Raw genomic sequence first — 19003 nt, 5'->3', positions numbered from 1 at the left:
CGATCTGCAGGAGAGAAACATGACTGCCTATGCCATTGCACATCTCCAGGATGTTCGCCTCGGCGCCGAGATCATCGACTACATCGCGCGGATCGACGAGACGATTGCGCCGTATGACGGCCAGTTCCTGATCCATGGCGCGACGCCGGAGATCGTTGAGGGGCCGTGGCCGGGCGACATCGTCATCATCGGCTTTCCGGACATGGAGCGGGCACGCGCCTGGTACGATTCACCAGCCTATCGCGAAATCCTGCCGCTCCGGACCGAGAACTCGCGCAGCGTGACGATGCTGGTCAAGGGCGTGGCGCCCGGTTATCGTGCGAGCGATTTCCTGGCCAAGGTCGGACCGGCCTGATCTTGCTCAGGCGGCGAGCTCGTCCTCGATGAAGCCGCGTACTTCCTCAGCGGCGACGCCGTGAGCGATGAAGCTCTTGCCGATGCCGCGGGCGAGGATGAAGGTCAGCACGCCGCGCTTAACCTTCTTGTCCTGCGCCATGGCGTTGACGATCTCCTCGGCGCTGCCGGTTCCGCCCGGGACCTGCTGCAAGCGGCTTGGCAGACCGATATGGTCGAGATGGCGCGCTACACGGATGGCGTCTTGGCCCGAACAAAGCCCGAGACGCTGCGAGAAGCGGAAAGCCAGCGCCAGGCCGATCGCGACCGCTTCGCCATGGACGAGGCGGGCGGAATCGTAATTCGTCAGCCGTTCCAGCGCATGGGCGAAGGTATGGCCGAGATTGAGCAGCGCACGGTCGCCCTCCTCGCGCTCGTCACGGGCGACAATGGCGGCCTTGGCGCGGCAGGAGACGGCAACGGCATGGTCGCGCTCCGGGCCGCCGGCGATGATGCGGCTCCAGTTGACTTCGCACCAGTCGAAGAAGTCGGGATCGTCGATCAGCCCGTATTTCACCACTTCGGCATAGCCGGCCTTGAACTCGCGCTCGCTCAGCGTGTCCAGCAGGGCGGTGTCGGCGATGACCAGCGCCGGCTGGTGGAAGGCGCCGATCAGGTTCTTGCCGTGGGGCGAGTTGATGCCGGTCTTGCCGCCGACCGAGGAATCGACCTGGGCGAGGAGGGTCGTCGGCACCTGCACGAAGCGCACGCCGCGCCTGAGCACAGCTGCCGCGAAGCCGGTGAGATCGCCGACGACGCCGCCGCCGAAGGCGATGACGAGGTCATTGCGTTCGATCTTGGCCGCCAGCAGCGCATCGCAGAGTGCGACGAATTGGGCATAGGATTTGGACGCCTCGCCCGGCGGGATGGTGATGCGCGTCGCCGTGATGCCTTCCTGCTGAAGGCAGGTCTCGAAGGCCGCGCCATGCAGGGCTGCGACGCTCTCGTCGGTGACGAGGGCCGCCTTGGCGCCCGGCGCGAAGGCGGCGATCAGGGCTGCGGCCTCGCAAAGCTGGTGGCGGCCGATATGGATGTCGTAGCCGCGGCCTTCGAGCGCCACGGGGACGACAATGCGGGCGCCGGTCTTCTCGGGCGTCGTGGCGGTCATGGCATCGTCGCTCCGGCTGCCGGCCCGAGATAGTCGCCCAATGCGGCGATGGTTTCGCCGACCACGATTTCGTGAGGCTCGTCGCTCGACAAGATGGTGATGTCGGCCAGCGCATAGACCGGCTCGCGCTCGGCCAGCATCCGGCGGAGCGTCGCCTCGGGGTCGGCGGTAGCCAGCAACGGCCGGTTCGAGCGCTTGCGGACCCGGCGCATCAGCACGTCGGGCTCGGCCTTGAGCCAGACCGAGATGCCGAGCTCCTTCACCCGGGCGCGCGTCTCGGCATTCATGAAGGCGCCGCCGCCGGTCGCGAGCACCAACGGAGCGCGCGTCGTCAGCACGCGGCTGATCACCCGGCGCTCGCCCTCGCGGAACTCGGCCTCGCCGCGCTGCGCGAAGATCTCGGGGATCGTCATATGCGCCGCCGTCTCGATCTCGGTATCGGCATCGACGAAGGGCAGGCCGAGGCGCGTCGCCAGCCTGCGGCCGACCGAGCTCTTGCCGGAACCCATCATGCCGACGAGCACGATCGCGCGCTGGCCGAGAATGGCGCGCAGGTCGGTCGTGCCGGGGGCGGCGATGGTGGCGGCGGCGGTCATGGCAATCTGGTCCTCGGCACGGCTGTAGCACCAGGCGGCCGCTGCGTCATGCCCTTGTCATGCGCTTTACACGGGCTGAGGCTCGCTGGCTCTTGCGCGGGCCGGTTGTGATCGGGGATACTCAGGTCCGGTGCCGGGATCGCGCACCGCAAGCGATTGCGAGAGTCCGCCCGACGTGCCGACGCTGTTCCGTTTCCTGGCTTTCATCGCGATCATCGCCGGGCTGATCTTCGGGGGCATGATCGCGCTCGTCACTTTCGTCCAGCCGGTCCAGCGGGCGATGATCGAGATCGTGCCGCCGTCCAAATTGCAACCTAAGGGCCTCTAACAAAACTGGGAGGGGTCTCGATGGGCTTTGGAGGAGCCGAATGCCAGGAGGAGCGCGCCGCCGATATCTCTCGATATCGGCAAGTCGCTCCGACGCCGCAGGCGGCCCTCCAAAGCCCACCTTCGGCGCCGGGAATTCGACCGCCCGCGGCGTCGCGGCGCTTGCCGATACCAACGGTATCGGCTTCACCCCGCTCCTGGCGGAGCGGACGAATTGCCGGCGTCGAGACCCCTCCCAGTTTTGTTAGAGGCCCTCAATGAGCCGGTTGGGACGCCAGAGGCTCAACGCCTTCCTCGACATGCTCGCTGCCGAGCGCGGCGCGGCGCGCAACACGCTCGACGCCTATGAGCGCGACATCGCGGATTATCTCGAATTCCTGGGCGGCAAGGCGCCGGGCGACGCCGCGGCCGAGGATATCCGCGGCTGGCTCGCCGATCTCGCCGCGCGCGGTCTCAAGGCGTCTTCGGCAGCGCGCCGGCTCTCGGCCGTGCGTCAGTTCCACCGTTTCCTCTACACGGAAGGGCTGGCGGGCTCCGATCCATCGGCCGCAATCGCCGGGCCGCGGCTGGGCCGGCCCCTGCCCAAAGTGGTGACGGTCGCCGATGTCGACCGCCTGCTGGAGGCAGCGCGGGCCGCTTACGAGCGGGAGGAGATATCGAAGGCGGCCCGGCTCAAGGCCCTGCGCATGCGCTGCCTCGTCGAGATGCTCTATGCCACAGGCCTGCGCGTTTCCGAGCTGATCGCGCTGCCATTGTCGGCAGCGACGACGCGCGAACGCTTCCTGATCGTGCGCGGCAAGGGCGACAAGGAGCGTCTGGTGCCGCTGAACGATGCGGCGCGGCAGGCTGCCCGCGATTGGTTGGAGGCGCTGAGGGAGACTGGATCGGCGGATAGTCGCTGGCTCTTCCCATCGGAAGGCGAGAGCGGGCATCTGACGCGGCAGGTCTTCGCCCGGGATCTCAAGTCACTGGCCGGGGCGGCTGGGCTCTCGGCCGCAGCCTTAAGCCCGCACGTCCTGCGCCATGCCTTCGCCAGTCATCTCCTCCAGAACGGCGCCGATCTCCGGGTCGTGCAGGAATTGCTGGGCCACGCCGATATCGCGACGACGCAGATCTACACCCATGTCCTCGACGAGCGGTTGAAGAGCATGGTGCGCGATCTCCATCCCCTCTCGGATGGGGAGTGAGGCGAGATGTCATCCCGCACGCGCCGCGGCACGCAGTGCTGCGGCGCAGATGCGGGATGACGCGCTGAGCTCACGCCTCGGAGCAGCGGATCTGCTGGACGCGCTTGGGCATCTCGCCGACAGCCGGGATGAACTGGCCGGTCGCGTTGTCCAGGATCATCAGCACACCGGTCGCGACGGCGAAATAGGCGCCGTGCAGATGCAAGCGGCCCTTGCTCTCCAGGATCTGCACGCAGGGGAAGGTGCGCAGGTTGGCGAGCGATTGCTGGATCGAAGCCAGCTCCAGGCGCTGGAGATAGTCGTCGAAATTCTCGTTGCGGCCGCGCCCGCCGGTGCGCTCGGCGGCCGGGCCGATCAGCGTGATCCATTTGCCGATGAAGTCACCCGGCGACAGCGCCTGCTGGCTATCGTCGGCGAAGGCGCGGATGCCGCCGCAGCGGCCATGGCCGAGCACGACGATATGCTGCACCTTGAGCGCCTGGATGGCGTATTCGAGCGCGGCCGAGGTGCCGTGGAGCTGGTCGTCCGGCTGGAAGGGCGGCACGAGATTGGCGATGTTGCGCGCGACGAACATCTCGCCCGGCTTCGCATCGAAGATGACTTCCGGCGAAACGCGCGAGTCGCAGCAGCCGATCAGCATGATCTGCGGCGTCTGGCCGTGCTCGCCGAGCTCTTCGTAGCGGCTCTGTTCGCGGATGAAACGATCGTCGAGGAAGGAACGATAGCCTTCCGTCAGGCGCTGCGGGAATGGCTCTGCAGGCTTGTCCATAGCCTCTCTCGAACAGGAAACCGGCGGCTTCGTCAAGTCTATGTTGCGGTGCGGCATCGCTCAGCCCGTCTGCCGGCCTGCGCCCAGGCGCGTTTCGAGCATGGTGGCGATAGCAGCGGGATTGCCGCTTAAGGCGATCGTCTTCAGCCGGGCGGTTGCACCTGAGGCAAGCGTCACCTGCGAGCGGGGCAGCCCGAATTCCTGTGCCAGCAAGCGGATCAAGGCCGTGTTCGCCTCTCCCTCGGTCGGCGCGGCACGGACGCGCGCCTTCAGGACGGCACGGCCATCCGCGAGCGTCTCGACGCCGTCGAGGGCGTCGCGCCCGCCGCGCGGCGTCAGACGGACATCGAGCGCGATGCCCTCTTTCGTTTCCCGCCAGGGCCGGGCGCCCGGATTGCTCATCGGACCTCCCATGGGGAAGGGGCGGCCATGCGCGGCCGGGACATGGACATCTCGGTCTCGTCGCCTAGTCTGGGCGGATTACCCGGCGTGACATAGCGCGTGCGCCGGGCCGCGCGCAACGGAGTGACCTGTCTTGACCGAACCCTGCGACCTCAGCGCCGTTGCCGCGCGCGCCCTCATCGGCGCCAAGAAACTCTCGGCCCGCGAACTGCTCCAGAGCTGCATCCGCCGGATGGATGCGATCGACCCCGCCGTGAACGCGATGGTCGCGCGCGACGACGACAAGGCGCGCAAGGATGCCGGCGTGGCCGACGAGGCGACAGCGCGCGGCGATGCGCTGGGTGCCCTGCACGGTCTCCCGGTCGGCATCAAGGACCTCGAGAACACGGCCGGCCTGCGCACGACCTATGGCAGTGCGCTCTATCGCGACTTCGTGCCGAAGGAAGACCAGCTCATCGTCTCCTCCGTGCGCAAGGCCGGCGGAATCGTCGCCGGCAAGACCAACACCCCCGAATGGGGTGCCGGCGCCAATACCCGCAACGCCGTCTATGGCGCGACCGGCAACCCGTTCGATCCCTCGAAGAGCGCGGCCGGCTCCTCCGGCGGTTCGGGCGTCGTGCTGGCCACCAACATGGTGCCGCTCGCGACCGGCTCCGATACCGGCGGCTCCTTGCGCAATCCGGCCGCCTTCAACGGCATCGTCGGCTTTCGGCCGACGCCCGGCCTCGTGCCTAGCGAGAAGCGTCAGCTCGGCTGGTCGCCGCTGCCGGTGCTCGGCCCGATGGCGCGCAATGTGCCCGATCTCTGCCTGTTGCTTTCCGCCATCGTCTCCGACAACGCAGCCGATCCGCTGGCGACCACCATCCATGGCCGGACCGTGCGGCGGCCGGCGGATTTCGCCCGCCCCGATGCTATCGATCTCGCCTCGCTCAAGGTGGCTCTGACGCCGGATTTCGGCTTCGCCCCGACCGAGCGGCTGATCCGCGACACGTTCTTCGACAAGACCAAGGCCTTCAGCCACCTGTTCCGGGCTGCCGAGGAAGCCACGCCGGATTGCGAGGGCACGGACGAGGTGTTCGAAATCCTGCGCGCGAGCAATTTCCTCGCGGCCCATCTCGACAAGGTGCGCGAGACGCCGGACATGGTCGGGCCCAATGTCCGTGCCAATGTCGAGGAGGGCTTGCGCTATTCGGCGCTCGACGTCACCCGCGCGATGAAGCAGCAGACGGGGATCTACCAGCGCTGGCAGCGCTTCTTCGACGATTATGACGTCATCCTCTCGCCGGCGGTGACATTGAGCCCGCGGCCCTGGACCGAGCTCTTCCCGTCCGAGATCGATGGCAAACCGACGCGGACCTATTTCCACTGGCTGGCGGCGGCCTATGCCGTCACCATCGTCGGCCATCCCGCGATCTCGCTGCCGGTCGGGCTCGACCGCAACGGCATGCCGTTCGGCCTGCAGATCGTCGGACCGCGTGGCGGCGACGCCAAGGTTCTGGCGGTAGCGGCGGCACTGGAAGCGGCGCTCGCGGGCGATCCTCTGACCGCGCGTCCGGTGCCGGACCTCGCGAAGCTCGCCAAGGCCCGGCCGCTCAGCGAGAGCCCGAATTTCATGGGTTTCGCCTGAGTCCGAGCCTACATTCCAAAGCAACCATAATGGGGAGAGACCAGATGAAACGTCGTGATTTTCTGATGGGGACGGCCGCGCTCGGTCTGGCCGGGCCGGCTCTGCCGCGGCCGGCCGCGGCGCAGGCCAGTGCAACGCTGATGAAGTTTGTGCCGCAGGCCAATCTCTCGGCGCTGGACCCGGTCTGGACCACAGCGACCGTCACCAACAACCACGGTTACTATGTCTTCGACATGCTCTACGGGGCGGACGAGAACCTGAAGCCGCAGCCGCAGATGGCGGAGGGGCACGAGGTCTCGGCCGATGGCAAGACCTGGCGCATCAAGCTGCGCGAGGGGTTGACCTTCCATGACGGCACGCCGGTCAAGGCGATCGACTGCGCCGCCAGCGTCAAGCGCTGGACGCAGCGCGACCCCTACGGCCAGCTGCTCGGCAGGGCGGTCGAGGAATGGGGTGCGCCCGACGATCGCACGATCGAGATCAAGCTCAAACGGCCTTTCCCGCGGATGCTGGAGTGCCTGGCCAAGTCGGACCAGCCGCCGGTAATCATGCCTGAGCGCCTGGCGAAGACCGACGCCAACACGCAGGTCACCGAGATGGTCGGTTCCGGTCCCTACAAGTTCGTTCCCTCCGGCTATGTCTCGGGCAGCAAGGTCGTCTACGAGAAGTTCGAAGGCTACAAGCCGAGGAACGAGCCGCCAAGCCGCAACGCGGGCGGCAAGGTCGCCCATTTCAAGCGGATCGAATGGAGCATCCTGCCCGATCCGGCGACAGCCGCGGCGGCGCTGACACGTGGCGAGATCGATTGGTGGGAACGCCCGCTCGCCGACCTGCAGCCGATGCTGGCCGGCAGCCAGGACATCAAACAGGAGGTGATCGACAAGGCCGGCCGCGGCGCGATCATGCGCCTCAACCATCTGCAGGCGCCCTTCAATAATCCGAAGATCCGCGCCGCGGTGCGGATGGCGGTCAAGCAGGAAGACTACATGCGCGCCACCCAGGGCGACGACACCTCGCTCTGGCAGACCTGCCGCAGCCTATGGTGGCGCGGCACCCCGTACTATGTGGGGGAACAGGAAGACCTGATGCCGCAGAGCCTCGACAAGGCCAAGGCGGCACTCAAGGAATCCGGCTATAACGGCGAGAAGGTCGTCATCATCAACCCGACGGACTTTCCCGATATCGGGCCGCTTGGCGAGGTGACCTTCGAGCTCCTCAAGAAGCTCGGGATGAATGTCGAGATGGCGGCGAGCGACTGGGGCACCGTCGTGCAGCGCCGCGGCAGCCGCGAGGCGGTCGAGAAGGGCGGCTGGAGCATCTTCCACACCACCGGATCGGCGATCAGCTGGGGCGATCCCGCGCAGTCGACCATCATTCGCGGTCAGGGCGAGAAGGGCTGGTTCGGCTGGTGGAAGAGCGACAAGGCCGAGGAACTCGCCGAAGCCTGGCTGTATGCGTCCGACGAGGCGGCGCAGAAGGAGACGGCCAAGCAGCTCGGCCGGCTGGCGCTGGAGGAGGTGGCGACCATTCCGCTCGGCCAGTTCCTCAGCCGAACGGCCTATCGCAAGGATATGACCGGGATGCTTCCTGGCTCGGCGCCCTATCCGTGGGGCCTGAAACGGGGCTGATCGCAGAAAATAGGCAGGAGGGCGGCCGCTGCGGCCGCCCTTTTTTTGTTTCAGCGCCTTGCGGCAACCGCTGCCGACCAGGGCGAGGCGGCGTCGCTCGATCCTTCCGCGCCGCTCTTGTCGACACGGACGAAGTTCGGGCAGGCGAAGTTGATCGGCAACACGCTATGCTCGACGATGGCGGTCGGCCCCGCCGCTTCCAGAGCGGCCAGCGTCTCGGCCGGCAGGCGCAGGTCGGCGCTGGCCGAATCCGGGCCGGAGACGTCGATGCGCGGCTGATGCGCAGTCTCTTCCGTGCCCATGTCGAAATCGAGTTGCCAGGCCAGCGTCTGGTAGACGCTGGCAAGGATGCGGCGTCCGCCGGAGGAGCCCATCGCGTGACGCGGCCAGCCGCCATCCTTCGGTGTGACCACGACCGGGCACATGTTGCAGAGCGGCCGGGCGCCGGGCGCGATTGCATTGGCGCTGCCGGGGCGCGGATCGAACCACATCATGCCGTTGTTCATCAGCACGCCGGTCGAGGGCAGCACGACGCGGCTGCCCATCGAGGAGAGCAGCGTCGTGGTGACGGTGACGAGATTGCCCTCGCCATCGACCACGGTGAGATGGGTGGTGCAGGTATCGCCCGGCTCCTTGGCCGTCACGGCGGCGCCGAGGCCCTCGAGCCTCTCCTTGTAAGCCTCGCGCATGACGCGCGAGAGCTGGGCGAACCAGGCGGCCGATGGGCCGTCGCCCTCGAGCGAGGCATCGGCCATGCCGGCGACGACGCGCTCCAGCGTCGGCGCAGCGGTCAGGCCGCCGGCCGTGTGAATGAGGTGGCTGCCGCGCCAGTCGATCGTCGGGGCGTCGCGCAGTTCGGCCTTGCAGTTCGCCAAGTCCTGGGCGTCGACCACGCCGCCTGCCGCGGCGATATCCGCCACGAGCCGGTTGGCGACATCGCCGCGGTAGAAGTCCTCGAGTCCGGCCTTGGCCAGCCGCTCGATCGTGTCGCCGAGATTGCCCAGCTTCATGAAGCCCGGAACGCCCTGATAGGGTGGCACCGGCGGCAGTCCGCCGGGCAGGTAGATGCGCGCGCTTTCCGCATAGAGGCGCAGGACCGACGCCGAGGAGGCGATCTTCAGCGTCGTGTACCAGTCGGCCGGCAGGCCGCGCTTGGCGAGCGCGATGGCCGGCGCGAGGATGTCGGCGAGCGGCAGCTTCGAGCCGAAGGCCTCCTTGAGCTTGGCATAACCGGCGACGGAGGAGGGCGTGACGAAGGAGAGGGGGCCGTGGATATTACGGTCACCGACCACCTCGGGCCACGTGAAGAGGTCCTTCTTCATCTCGCCGGTGAGGGGGTAGTCGGCGGGATCGGCACGGCGCGGTGCGACCGGCCCGAAATCGACGACCTGCGCGCGGCTATCGCCGGCCTTGAGCACCACCGCGAAGCCGATGCCCCCGAGCCCACTGTTCCAGGGCTCGACCGCGGCGAGCGCGAAGCAGGCGGCGACGGCGGCGTCGGCAGCATTGCCGCCTTGCTCGAGGATCGCGGTCCCGGCTTCCGCGGCCTCACGGCTCTGCGAGACGACGATGCCGTGCCTGCCGCGCGCGGCAGGTTTGGTCAGAGCCCAGTTCTGGCTGCGATAGGGGGCGGGGGTAGCGGCCATGCGGCGACCTCGAACAGATTTGCGAGGTCGCCATACTGCATACCGCCCGGCATGGCGTCGAATGCGTCGTGGCGGATCGAGGGCCGCGCCGGGCGCAGGGCGCGAATGGTCGCCATGCGCCCTACCGGTCCGATGCCCGGGTCAGAACACGTTGGGGTAGAGATAATGCGTGATCACGCTTTGGATGAAGTAGATGATCAGCAGCAGGATGATCGGCGAGATGTCGAGGCCGCCGAGATTGGGCAGGCGCTCGCGAATCGGCCGTAACACGGGCTCGGTCACGCGATAAAGCACATCCCAGACGGTGGAGACGAACTGGTTTCGCGTGTTGACGACATTGAAGGCGATCAACCAGCTCAGTACGGCCGAAGCGATCAGAACCCAGATATAGAGGTTCAGCGCGATCATGATCACGTCGAGAACGGCACGCATCGGGCTTCCTTTTAGGCCTGTCCGGAAAGGTGACGCGGAATATCCCCCGCTTGCGCCAAAATCAGATGGCGGAAGTGATTGACATCCACGCGACGCACAGCCTAGAAGGCCAGCGCCTTGGGGCTGTAGCTCAGATGGGAGAGCGCTGCAATCGCACTGCAGAGGTCAGGGGTTCGAATCCCCTCAGCTCCACCAAGGCCTTCCACCTAGACGCTGATGTTGGATCGCTCTCCACGAGCGGCCTGCGCTGATTCCAGCTTTCCCGACGCTCGATACGGCCGTGCCACGCACCGTCACCAGGTCTCCTTGACAGTCTCCATCGCGACGTTGGTCGAGGTGTTCGCGACATGGGGCAGATTCGAGATCTTCTCGCCCAGTACGGCTCGGTAGCGCCGGATATCCGGCGTCCGGATTTTGAGGAGATAGTCGAAGCGCCCTGCGATCATGTGGCATTCCTCCACCTCGCGGATCTTTTTTACCTCCTCGTTGAATTTCATCAGCGCCTTTTCGGTGGTGTCCGAAAGCTTCACCTCGGCGAAAGCGATGTGATCGAGCTTGAGCTTCGCCGGATTGAGCGTCGCCCGGAAGCCTTCGATGTAGCCATCATCGAGCAGTCTGCGGAACCGGATCTGGCAGGGCGTCTTCGAGAGGCCTATCCGCGCGCCGAGCTCGGCTATCGATATCCGGCCGTCTTCCCTGAGGACATCGAGAATCTTGCGATCGAGCGCGTCCAGATCGCCTTCGATTGGCGTTTCCTTGGACCTTTTCAATTCCACTCTCCAAATCTGAAGTCCGAATGGACTACAGGATAGCGAAAATTGGACCGCGTGAGAATCGTGCTCGTGATAAACTCCCGCGCAAAGAACGGGAGAGGGTATCGCCCTCGGCCCGTCGTGCTCGAACCCGCCGGGAACCGCCATGAGCCAAGCCACCGCTGCCGCACTCGACGCCAAAGCCGACCCGGCCGCCTTCACGGGTTTCGCCCCGCCGATCCGGGAGCAGTCGCCGCTGCGCCAGGCGATCACCGCCGCCTATCGCCGCCCCGAGACCGAGTGCCTGCCACCTTTGCTGGTTGCTGCGAAGCTGCCGCCGGCGAGCAAGCAGGAGATCGCCCGCACGGGGCGCAAGCTGATCGAGGCGCTGCGGGCCAAGCACAAGGGCACCGGCGTCGAGGGGCTGGTCCAGGAATATTCGCTCTCCAGCCAGGAGGGCGTGGCGCTGATGTGCCTTGCCGAGGCGCTGCTGCGCATCCCGGACACGGCGACGCGCGATGCGCTGATCCGCGACAAGATCGCCGATGGCGACTGGAAATCCCATGTCGGTGGCGGCAAGTCGCTCTTCGTCAATGCCGCGACCTGGGGCCTCGTCGTCACCGGCAAGCTGACCTCCACCGTCAATGACCGCAGCCTCGCCGCTGCCCTGACACGCCTCATCGCCCGCGCGGGCGAGCCGGTGATCCGCCGCGGCGTCGACATGGCGATGCGGATGATGGGCGAGCAGTTCGTCACCGGCGAGACGATCGACGAGGCGCTGAAGCGTGCCAAGCCGCTGGAGGCCCGCGGCTTCCGCTATTCCTACGACATGCTCGGCGAGGCCGCGACGACCGCCGCCGATGCCGCCCGCTACTACCGCGACTACGAGAACGCGATCCATGCCATCGGCCGGGCGGCGAACGGGCGCGGCGTCTATGAAGGGCCGGGCATCTCGATCAAGCTCTCGGCGCTGCATCCGCGCTATAGCCGCGCGCAGGTCGGCCGCGTCATGAGCGAGCTGCTGCCGCAGGTGCGCGAGCTCGCGCTGATCGCCAAGAGCTACGATATCGGCCTCAATATCGATGCCGAGGAAGCCGACCGGCTGGAGCTTTCGCTCGACCTGCTGGAGGCGCTGAGCTTCGACGATGGCTTGAAGGGCTGGAACGGTCTCGGCTTCGTGGTGCAGGCCTATGGCAAGCGCTGCCCCTTCGTGCTCGACTGGATCATCGATCTCGCCCGTCGCGCGGGCCGGCGCATGATGGTGCGCCTGGTCAAGGGCGCCTATTGGGATGCCGAGATCAAGCGCGCCCAGGTCGACGGCCTCGCCGATTTCCCGGTCTATACCCGCAAGGTCCATACCGACGTCGCCTATGTCGCCTGCGCCCGCAAGCTGCTGGCGGCGCCGGACGCGGTCTTCCCGCAATTCGCCACGCATAACGCCCAGACGCTGGCGACGATCTATCATCTCGCCGGCAACGACTTCGCCGTCGGCAAATACGAGTTCCAGTGCCTGCACGGCATGGGCGAGCCGCTCTATGACGAGGTCGTCGGCAAGGACAATCTCGACCGGCCCTGCCGCATCTATGCGCCGGTCGGCACGCATGAGACACTGCTGGCCTATCTCGTGCGGCGCCTGCTCGAGAACGGCGCGAACTCCTCCTTCGTCAACCGCATCTCCGATCCGAAGGTGACGATCGACTCGCTCGTCGCCGATCCCGTCGATGTCGTCGAGGCGATGCCGGTCATCGGCATGATGCATGAGCAGATCGCATTGCCGGAAGACCTCTATGGCGCCGACCGCGCCAATTCGAGGGGTATCGACCTCTCGAACGAGGTGGCCCTCGCGGAGCTTGCCGGCAATCTCACTGCCACGGTCAAGCGAAGCTGGCATGCCGTGCCGTTGCTGGCGGACAACTCGACCGCCGGCACCACGCGCCCGATCCTGAACCCGGCCGATCATTCCGACGTCGTCGGGCAGGTCACCGAGCTTGCGGTCGAGGAAGCCGCCAAGATCGCGCGTCTCGCGGCCGAGGGCGGCAAGGCCTGGGCCGCCGTGCCCCCGGCCGAGCGCGCTGCCTGTCTCGACCGCGCCGCCGATATCATGCAGGCGCGCATCGAGACGCTGATGGGCATCGCCATGCGCGAGGCCGGAAAATCGGCCGCCAATGCTGTGAGCGAGGTCCGCGAGGCCATCGACTTCCTGCGCTACTATGCCGACCAGGCGCGCAAGACGCTGGGGCCGACGCATGCCCCGCTCGGACCGATCGTCTGCATCAGCCCGTGGAACTTCCCGCTGGCGATCTTCACGGGGCAGGTCGCGGCGGCGCTCGTCGCCGGCAATGCGGTGATGGCGAAGCCCGCCGGCGTCACGCCGATCATCGCGCATGAGAGCGTCAAGATCCTGCACGAGGCCGGCGTGCCGCGCGGTGCCTTGCAGTTCACGCCGGGCAGCGGGCGCCTCGGCGCCGCTCTGGTCGGCGCGGCCGAGACGGCCGGCGTGATGTTTACCGGCTCGACCGAGGTCGCGCGCGGCATCCAGGCACAGCTTGCCGAGCGCCTCTCGGCCGAGGGCAAGCCGATCCCGCTGATCGCCGAGACCGGCGGCCAGAACGGTATGATCGTCGATTCCTCGGCGCTGGCCGAACAGGTTGTTGCTGACGTCATCGCCTCGGCCTTCGACAGCGCCGGACAGCGCTGCTCGGCCCTGCGCGTGCTCTGCCTGCAGCAGGATATCGCAGACCGCACGCTCAACATGCTGCAGGGCGCGCTGAAGGAGCTCACGATCGGGCGCACCGACAGGCTCAGCGTCGATATCGGCCCGGTGATCAGCGAGGGTGCCCAGCGCGAGATCGACGAGCATGTCGAGCGCATGCGCGGCCTCGGCCGCAAGGTCGAGCAGCTCCCGCTGCCGGACGCCGCGGCGAAGGGGACCTTCGTGCCGCCGACCATCGTCGAATTGAAGAGCCTGACCGATCTGAAGCGCGAGGTGTTCGGCCCCGTGCTGCACGTCATCCGCTATCAGCGCGACGATCTCGACAAGCTGATCGACGAGGTCAATGGCTCGGGCTACGGCCTGACCTTCGGCCTTCACACCCGGCTCGACGAGACGATCGCCCATGTCACCAGCCGCATCAAGGCGGGCAATCTCTACGTGAACCGCAACATCATCGGCGCGGTGGTCGGCGTGCAGCCCTTCGGCGGGCGGGGCCTTTCCGGCACCGGGCCGAAGGCGGGCGGGCCACTCTATATCGGCCGCCTCGTGCGCAAGGCGCCGATCCCGCCGCAGCACAGCTCGGTCCATACCGATCCGGCTTTGCTCGAATACGCCGCCTGGCTTTCGGGCAAGGGGCTGAAGGCGGAAGCCGATGCCGCCCGCGAGATCGGCGGCCATTCCGCGCTCGGCCTGCATGTCGAACTGGCCGGTCCGGTCGGCGAGCGCAATCTCTATGCGCTGCATCCACGCGGCCGCATCCTGCTCGTGCCGCAGACTGAAGCGGGCCTCTACCAGCAGGTCGCGGCGGCTCTGGCGACGGGCAACCAGCTGATCATCGATGCGGCTTCCGGGTTGAAGGGCGCGCTGTCGGGTCTCCCGGCGGCTGTGGAAGTCCGCGTCAGCTGGACCTCGGACTGGGAGGCTGACGGCCCGTTCTCGGGCGCGCTGGTCGAGGGCGACACCAAGCGGATCGGCGAGGTGAACCGCCGGATCGCCGGATTGTCCGGCCCGCTCGTGCTGGTGCAGGCAGCGAGCACGGAGGAGCTGAAGCGCCATCCCGATGCCTATTGCCTGAACTGGCTGCTGGAGGAGGTTTCAACCTCGATCAACACCACCGCGGCCGGCGGCAATGCCAGCCTGATGACGATCGGCTGAGGCGCAAACGCAGGTCCGGACGCCTTGCGGATGGCGCCCGGACCTGCTCAAGGCTGCACCGAGGCAGCGCGATACCAGGGGGGAACGATGCAGGCCGATCGCGTCATCCAGACCGTCGAGGCCCATACCGGCGGCGAGCCCTTCCGGATCGTGACGAGCGGGCTGCCGCGATTGCCCGGCAAGACGATCGTCCAGCGGCGCGATTGGGTGAAGAATAATATCGATGAGGTCCGGCAGGCGCTGATCTTCGAGCCGCGCGGCCATGCCGACATGTATGCGGGCTACCTGACCGAGCCGGTCTCGCCCGAGGCCGATTTCGGCGTCATCTTCGTCCATAACGAGGGCTATAGCGATCATTGCGGGCATGGCGTCATCGCGCTCGCGACCGCCGCGGTCGAACTCGGCTGGGTGAAGCGCACGGAGCCGGAAACGCGGGTCGGGATCGATGCGCCCTGCGGCTTCATCGAGGCCTTCGTCACCTGGGACGGGAAGCGCGCGGCCAGCGTGCGCTTCGTCAATGTGCCTTCCTATCTCGTCCATCGCGACGTCTCCGTGGAGACGCCTACCTTCGGCAAGGTCACCGGCGACATCGCCTTCGGCGGCGCCTTCTATTTCTACACCGATGGCCGCCCCTTCGGCCTCGCGATCCGCCGGGAGAACGCCGAGGCGCTGATCCGCTTCGGCGCCGAGGTGAAGATCGCCGCCAACAAGGCCTTCCCGGTCGTGCATCCGGACATCCCGGAGCTGAACCATATCTACGGCACGATCATCGACGGCGATCCGCTCGACCTGAAGGCGACGCAGGCCAATTGCTGCATCTTCGCCGACCGGCAGCTCGACCGCTCGCCGACCGGCTCCGGCACCGCCGGACGGACCGCGCTGCTCCATGCCAAGGGGCTGCTCAAGCCCGGCCAGGTTCTGGTCAACGAATCCATCGTCGGCTCGATCATGACGGGGCGGGTACTGCAGGAGACGAAACTAGGAGCGATCGACGCGGTCATCCCCGAGGTTTCGGGCAGCGCCCATCTCTGTGGCCAGGCGACATGGTTCATCGACCGAGACGACCCGCTGCGGCAGGGCTTCCTGCTGCGATAGGGCGTCCCGAAGCGGCGTCAGCTGCGGGTGGGTGGAACGCCAGCCGCGAGAAGGGCTGTTGGAAACGCGACGCCGAGCCGGCTGGCATGGCTTCGCAGCGCTTCGAGCGTCTCCGATCCGAGAGGGCAGTGGCCTTCGAAGCGGCTGCGCGCCTGGGCTGCGCGATCGCCGGGGACTCGGACAGGAGCCGCTCCGGGCGCGCCACGCGAGGCGCGGATGCGATCGGTCAGGCCCGATGCAGCCGCGGCGAAATCCGCAGGGGGCCGCAAACCCTCGATCCGGATCGCCAGGAACAGGTTGGCGCTGTCATAAGGGCGAGCCATGTCGCCATAAAGCGGCTGCACGGCTTCGCCCATGCCGCCGGCAGAGAGGCCTCCGGCGATGAGGTCGATCATCAGCGCGAGCCCGAAGCCCTTTGCGCCGGCTGCCGGCAGCAGCGTGCCCTTGAGCGCTTCCAGTGCGTCGCGCGTCGGCAGGCCGTCAGTCGTCTGCGCCCAGCCTTCGGGAATCGGCTCGCCCTTGCCTGCTGCCAGCCTGATCTTGCCCATGGCACCGGCACTCATCGCGAAATCGAGGACGATGGGCTCGTCATGGGTCGGGACTGCGATGGCGAGGGGGTTGTTGCCGACGACCGCCTCCGTTCCGCCGGGGGCGGGCAGCATCGGGCGCGTATTCGCCATGACGATGCCGATCTGTCCGGAGAGCGCGATCTTGCGGGCGAAACGGCCGGCGGCGCCGAAATGGAAGGCGTTGCGGACGGCGACCAGCGCGAGACCATGGGCCTCGGCGCGGGCGATCGCGATGTCGCTGGCCGTTTCCGCGGTAACCTGCCCCAGCCCATTGCAGGCATCGATCGTCAGGCGCGCGCCCTGATCCACCACGATCTCGCCGGTGGCGCGCGGATCGACGGAACCGCCCGCGATCCGGGCGAGGTACATCGGCAGGTGCAGCAGCCCGTGCGAGGGCAGGGCCTCGCTATCGGCCTCGACCAGCGCCTCGGCCACGATCGCGGCATTGTCGGGCGGCGCGCCGGCCGCTTCGAGCAGTGCTACGGCGAAGCTTTTCAGGCTCTCCGCGGGATAGGTGTTCGAAGCCGCCATCAGCCTGTCCTCGATGCAAAGACGCCCGGCGCTGAGGCCGGGCGTGGTCGCCAGGTTGTCGAAAGCGGCGCTCAGCGCACAGGCGGGGCGTATTGCAGGCCGCCCTGGGTCCAGAGCTTGTTCAGGCCGCGGGCGATGCCGAGCTTCGAGCCCGTACCGACATTGCGCTCGTAGACCTCGCCGTAATTGCCGACCTGCCTGACGATCTGCAGGGCCCAATCCTGCTTCAGACCCATCGATTCTCCGAAATTGCCGTTGCTGCCGAGCAAGCGTTGCACTTCGGGCGAGCCGCTGGTCTTGAGCTGATCGGCATTGGCTGAGGTGACGCCCAGCTCCTCGGCCACGATCATGCCGTAGAGCGCCCAGCGCACGATGCTGGTCCAGGTCTCGTCGCCCTGGCGCACGACGGGACCGAGCGGCTCCTTCGAGATCAGCTCGGGCAGGATGACGTATTCGGCCGGGTTGACCAGCTTCAGCCGATAGGCGGAGAGCGCAGAGACGTCGTTGCTGAACACGTCGCAGCGGCCGGATTCGAAGGCTTTCGCGACCTGGTCGCCGGCTTCGAAGGCGACGCCCTCGTATTTCATGCCGTTCGCCCGGAAATAATCGGCGATGTTGAGCTCCGTCGTGGTGCCAGTGGGCACGCAGACCGAGGCGCCGTTCAGGTCCTTGGCCGAGGCGATGTTCGCGGACTTGCGGACCATGAAGCCTTGGCCATCGTAATAGCCGATGCCGACATAACGCAGGCCCATCTGGGTATCGCGCCCCAGCGTCCAGGTCGCCTGCCGGGAGAGCACGTCGATCTCGCTGGTCTGCAGTGCGACGAAGCGGTCCTTCGGGCTGAGCGGGGTGAAGCGCACCTTCTTGGCATCGCCGAAGACGGCGGCCGCGACCGCGCGGCAGATATCGACGTCGAAGCCGCCCCAGAGCCCCTTCTCGTCGGGCACGGAGAAGCCGGCCACGCCCGGGCTGACGCCGCAGACCAGCTCGCCACGGTTCCGGACGTTTTCGAGCGTGCCGGCGGCGGCGGGCAGGGCGGAGGCGGCGAGCATGCCGGCGAGCAGCAGGAGGCGCTTCTTCATTGCGATGGCCTTTCAGACGGTACGATCCGCCGTTTCGTTGATCCCTGCGCGATCCTGTCGGCTTTCTGACCCAGGGGCAGGCCAGTGTCGATGCATTTCGCAAAATGAAACGAAGCCAATTCCGACGGCGATCGGTGCTGGTCGTGCCCATCATCACGACCATCGAAACCGGCAGGCCGCAGCATGCAGACTCCCGCACCGAACAGCTTCCGTCAGCGCCTGCTCAGCGGCGCCTTCCTGGCCGGGAGTTTCATCAAGACGCCGACCGCCCATGCGACCGAAATCCTTGGGGCTTCCGGCTACGATTTCGTCGTCGTCGACCAGGAGCATGCGCCTTTCGACCGCAACACGACCGATATCGCGCTGCTGGCGGCCCGTGCCGCGCGCATCGCCGGTGTCGTCCGCGTTCCCACGCTCTCGGCAGATGCGATCCTCGCGGTGCTCGATTGCGGCGCCGAGGGCGTGCTTGCGCCCCATATCGCCACGGTCGCCGATGCCGAGGCGCTGGTCGCGGCCTGCCGCTACCGCGGCGGCAAACGCGGCTTTTCGGGCGTCACCCGTGCCGGCCGCTATGGGGGCTCGAAGATGTGGGACCTCGTCGACGCCTCGGACGCCGCCGTCGCGACCATCGCGATGATCGAAGACTCGTCGGCGCTTGAGAAGATCGACGCGATCCTCGCGGTCGAAGGGCTCGATGCCGTCTTCATCGGTCGAGGTGACCTGACGGTTGCCTTCGGAGCCCCCACCCGCGATGCGCCGGTCGTCCGCGACGCGGTCGACACGATCTTCCGGGCCGCGAAGGCTGCCGGCAAGCCGGTCTGCGTGATGACCGACAACGGCGAGGAATCCGCCGCCTTCGCCGAGCGCGGCGCCAGCGCCTTCATCCTTTCCTCGGATCAGGGGTTCCTGCGCAAGGCCGCGAGCGACACCCTCTCACAGATGCAGGCCGCCCGGAGCCGGGTCGAAGCCGCCGCCGCGCGATAGGAGAACC

The 19003-nt window shown here is 67.2% G+C and carries 17 protein-coding genes and 1 tRNA gene; 9 read left to right on the top strand and 9 right to left on the bottom strand.

The window, feature by feature from the left end:
- The first annotated feature begins 19 nt into the window (after window positions 1-19).
- Window positions 20-355 carry a DUF1330 domain-containing protein gene (locus tag Q0Q36_RS06670; protein WP_265056702.1) on the top strand — a complete coding sequence of 112 codons (336 nt, stop codon included), beginning with the start codon at window positions 20-22 and terminating at the stop codon, window positions 353-355.
- Window positions 356-361: 6 nt separating this feature from the next.
- Here Q0Q36_RS06670 and aroB read toward each other — a convergent pair whose 3' ends face one another.
- Window positions 362-1501, bottom strand: a complete 1140-nt coding sequence (gene aroB / locus Q0Q36_RS06665) for a 3-dehydroquinate synthase (RefSeq protein ID WP_293796621.1) — start codon at window positions 1499-1501, stop codon at window positions 362-364.
- Window positions 1498-2097, bottom strand: a complete 600-nt coding sequence (locus tag Q0Q36_RS06660) for a shikimate kinase (RefSeq protein WP_293796618.1) — start codon at window positions 2095-2097, stop codon at window positions 1498-1500. The genes aroB and Q0Q36_RS06660 overlap by 4 nt, the downstream gene beginning before the upstream one ends.
- A 175-nt stretch (window positions 2098-2272) precedes the next feature.
- Between Q0Q36_RS06660 and Q0Q36_RS06655 the strand changes: the two genes are divergently transcribed.
- Together Q0Q36_RS06655 and Q0Q36_RS06650 are read left to right on the top strand one after the other, a co-directional pair.
- Entirely contained in the window at window positions 2273-2425 is a 153-nt protein-coding gene (locus Q0Q36_RS06655) for a histidine kinase (protein ID WP_293796616.1), read from the top strand.
- Window positions 2426-2681: 256 nt separating this feature from the next.
- On the top strand, window positions 2682-3611 hold the full coding sequence (locus tag Q0Q36_RS06650) for a site-specific tyrosine recombinase XerD (RefSeq protein ID WP_293796613.1): 930 nt from the start codon (window positions 2682-2684) through the stop codon (window positions 3609-3611).
- 70 nt (window positions 3612-3681) lie between these two features.
- Here the strand turns inward: Q0Q36_RS06650 and Q0Q36_RS06645 are convergent, their stop codons facing one another.
- The gene (locus Q0Q36_RS06645) at window positions 3682-4380 is read right to left on the bottom strand and encodes a carbonic anhydrase (RefSeq protein ID WP_293796612.1); all 699 of its coding nucleotides are present in this window, start codon (window positions 4378-4380) and stop codon (window positions 3682-3684) included.
- Between the two features lie 60 nt (window positions 4381-4440).
- Window positions 4441-4782: a DUF167 family protein gene (locus Q0Q36_RS06640; RefSeq protein WP_293796611.1), complete on the bottom strand. Its 342-nt coding sequence runs from the start codon at window positions 4780-4782 to the stop codon at window positions 4441-4443.
- A gap of 133 nt (window positions 4783-4915) precedes the next feature.
- On the opposite strand from Q0Q36_RS06640, the gene Q0Q36_RS06635 reads away from it, so the two are divergent.
- A complete protein-coding gene (locus Q0Q36_RS06635; RefSeq protein WP_293796609.1) occupies window positions 4916-6409 on the top strand; it encodes an amidase in 1494 nt (497 codons plus the stop codon).
- A gap of 44 nt (window positions 6410-6453) precedes the next feature.
- Window positions 6454-8037, top strand: a complete 1584-nt coding sequence (locus Q0Q36_RS06630; protein WP_293796607.1) for an ABC transporter substrate-binding protein — start codon at window positions 6454-6456, stop codon at window positions 8035-8037.
- Window positions 8038-8087: 50 nt separating this feature from the next.
- Here Q0Q36_RS06630 and Q0Q36_RS06625 read toward each other — a convergent pair whose 3' ends face one another.
- Both Q0Q36_RS06625 and Q0Q36_RS06620 read right to left on the bottom strand, forming a co-directional pair.
- Window positions 8088-9683, bottom strand: coding sequence for a gamma-glutamyltransferase (locus tag Q0Q36_RS06625; protein ID WP_293796605.1), 1596 nt, complete (start codon window positions 9681-9683; stop codon window positions 8088-8090).
- 141 nt (window positions 9684-9824) lie between these two features.
- Window positions 9825-10115: a YggT family protein gene (locus Q0Q36_RS06620; protein WP_265056692.1), complete on the bottom strand. Its 291-nt coding sequence runs from the start codon at window positions 10113-10115 to the stop codon at window positions 9825-9827.
- 119 nt (window positions 10116-10234) lie between these two features.
- Between Q0Q36_RS06620 and Q0Q36_RS06615 the strand changes: the two genes are divergently transcribed.
- Window positions 10235-10310: transfer RNA gene (locus tag Q0Q36_RS06615), tRNA-Ala, on the top strand.
- A gap of 98 nt (window positions 10311-10408) precedes the next feature.
- Here Q0Q36_RS06615 and Q0Q36_RS06610 read toward each other — a convergent pair.
- Window positions 10409-10885, bottom strand: a complete 477-nt coding sequence (locus Q0Q36_RS06610; protein WP_293796719.1) for an Lrp/AsnC ligand binding domain-containing protein — start codon at window positions 10883-10885, stop codon at window positions 10409-10411.
- A 148-nt stretch (window positions 10886-11033) separates the two neighbouring features.
- Between Q0Q36_RS06610 and putA the strand changes: the two genes are divergently transcribed.
- Together putA and lhpH are read left to right on the top strand one after the other, a co-directional pair.
- Window positions 11034-14735: a trifunctional transcriptional regulator/proline dehydrogenase/L-glutamate gamma-semialdehyde dehydrogenase gene (putA, locus tag Q0Q36_RS06605; protein WP_293796600.1), complete on the top strand. Its 3702-nt coding sequence runs from the start codon at window positions 11034-11036 to the stop codon at window positions 14733-14735.
- A gap of 87 nt (window positions 14736-14822) precedes the next feature.
- On the top strand, window positions 14823-15830 hold the full coding sequence (gene lhpH / locus Q0Q36_RS06600) for a trans-3-hydroxy-L-proline dehydratase (RefSeq protein ID WP_293796598.1): 1008 nt from the start codon (window positions 14823-14825) through the stop codon (window positions 15828-15830).
- A 17-nt stretch (window positions 15831-15847) separates the two neighbouring features.
- Here the strand turns inward: lhpH and Q0Q36_RS06595 are convergent, their stop codons facing one another.
- Window positions 15848-16930, bottom strand: coding sequence for an Ldh family oxidoreductase (locus Q0Q36_RS06595; protein ID WP_293796595.1), 1083 nt, complete (start codon window positions 16928-16930; stop codon window positions 15848-15850).
- A 71-nt stretch (window positions 16931-17001) separates the two neighbouring features.
- Window positions 17002-18012, bottom strand: a complete 1011-nt coding sequence (locus tag Q0Q36_RS06590; RefSeq protein WP_293796593.1) for an amino acid ABC transporter substrate-binding protein — start codon at window positions 18010-18012, stop codon at window positions 17002-17004.
- A 183-nt stretch (window positions 18013-18195) separates the two neighbouring features.
- Here Q0Q36_RS06590 and Q0Q36_RS06585 point away from each other — a divergent pair, with 183 nt between their 5' ends.
- Window positions 18196-18996, top strand: coding sequence for an aldolase/citrate lyase family protein (locus tag Q0Q36_RS06585; protein ID WP_293796590.1), 801 nt, complete (start codon window positions 18196-18198; stop codon window positions 18994-18996).
- The last annotated feature ends 7 nt before the right edge of the window (window positions 18997-19003 follow it).

It is taken from the genome of uncultured Allobosea sp., from assembly GCF_945957345.1.
In the GTDB taxonomy this organism is placed as follows: domain Bacteria; phylum Pseudomonadota; class Alphaproteobacteria; order Rhizobiales; family Beijerinckiaceae; genus Allobosea.
Note: the sequence above shows the minus strand (reverse complement) of the source record. Positions and strands in the feature narration are given on the sequence as shown.

What these genes read in the sequence shown, in the direction of transcription:
- Q0Q36_RS06595 (WP_293796595.1), bottom strand. Translation starts at nt 16,930, where the DNA reads ATGGCGGCTTCGAACACCTATCCCGCGGAGAGCCTGAAAAGCTTCGCC.
- Q0Q36_RS06670 (WP_265056702.1), top strand. Translation starts at nt 20, where the DNA reads ATGACTGCCTATGCCATTGCACATCTCCAGGATGTTCGCCTCGGCGCC.
- Q0Q36_RS06625 (WP_293796605.1), bottom strand. Translation starts at nt 9,683, where the DNA reads ATGGCCGCTACCCCCGCCCCCTATCGCAGCCAGAACTGGGCTCTGACC.
- Q0Q36_RS06650 (WP_293796613.1), top strand. Translation starts at nt 2,682, where the DNA reads ATGAGCCGGTTGGGACGCCAGAGGCTCAACGCCTTCCTCGACATGCTC.
- Q0Q36_RS06630 (WP_293796607.1), top strand. Translation starts at nt 6,454, where the DNA reads ATGAAACGTCGTGATTTTCTGATGGGGACGGCCGCGCTCGGTCTGGCC.
- putA (WP_293796600.1), top strand. Translation starts at nt 11,034, where the DNA reads ATGAGCCAAGCCACCGCTGCCGCACTCGACGCCAAAGCCGACCCGGCC.
- Q0Q36_RS06590 (WP_293796593.1), bottom strand. Translation starts at nt 18,012, where the DNA reads ATGAAGAAGCGCCTCCTGCTGCTCGCCGGCATGCTCGCCGCCTCCGCC.
- lhpH (WP_293796598.1), top strand. Translation starts at nt 14,823, where the DNA reads ATGCAGGCCGATCGCGTCATCCAGACCGTCGAGGCCCATACCGGCGGC.
- Q0Q36_RS06660 (WP_293796618.1), bottom strand. Translation starts at nt 2,097, where the DNA reads ATGACCGCCGCCGCCACCATCGCCGCCCCCGGCACGACCGACCTGCGC.
- Q0Q36_RS06640 (WP_293796611.1), bottom strand. Translation starts at nt 4,782, where the DNA reads ATGAGCAATCCGGGCGCCCGGCCCTGGCGGGAAACGAAAGAGGGCATC.
- Q0Q36_RS06645 (WP_293796612.1), bottom strand. Translation starts at nt 4,380, where the DNA reads ATGGACAAGCCTGCAGAGCCATTCCCGCAGCGCCTGACGGAAGGCTAT.
- Q0Q36_RS06585 (WP_293796590.1), top strand. Translation starts at nt 18,196, where the DNA reads ATGCAGACTCCCGCACCGAACAGCTTCCGTCAGCGCCTGCTCAGCGGC.
- Q0Q36_RS06620 (WP_265056692.1), bottom strand. Translation starts at nt 10,115, where the DNA reads ATGCGTGCCGTTCTCGACGTGATCATGATCGCGCTGAACCTCTATATC.
- aroB (WP_293796621.1), bottom strand. Translation starts at nt 1,501, where the DNA reads ATGACCGCCACGACGCCCGAGAAGACCGGCGCCCGCATTGTCGTCCCC.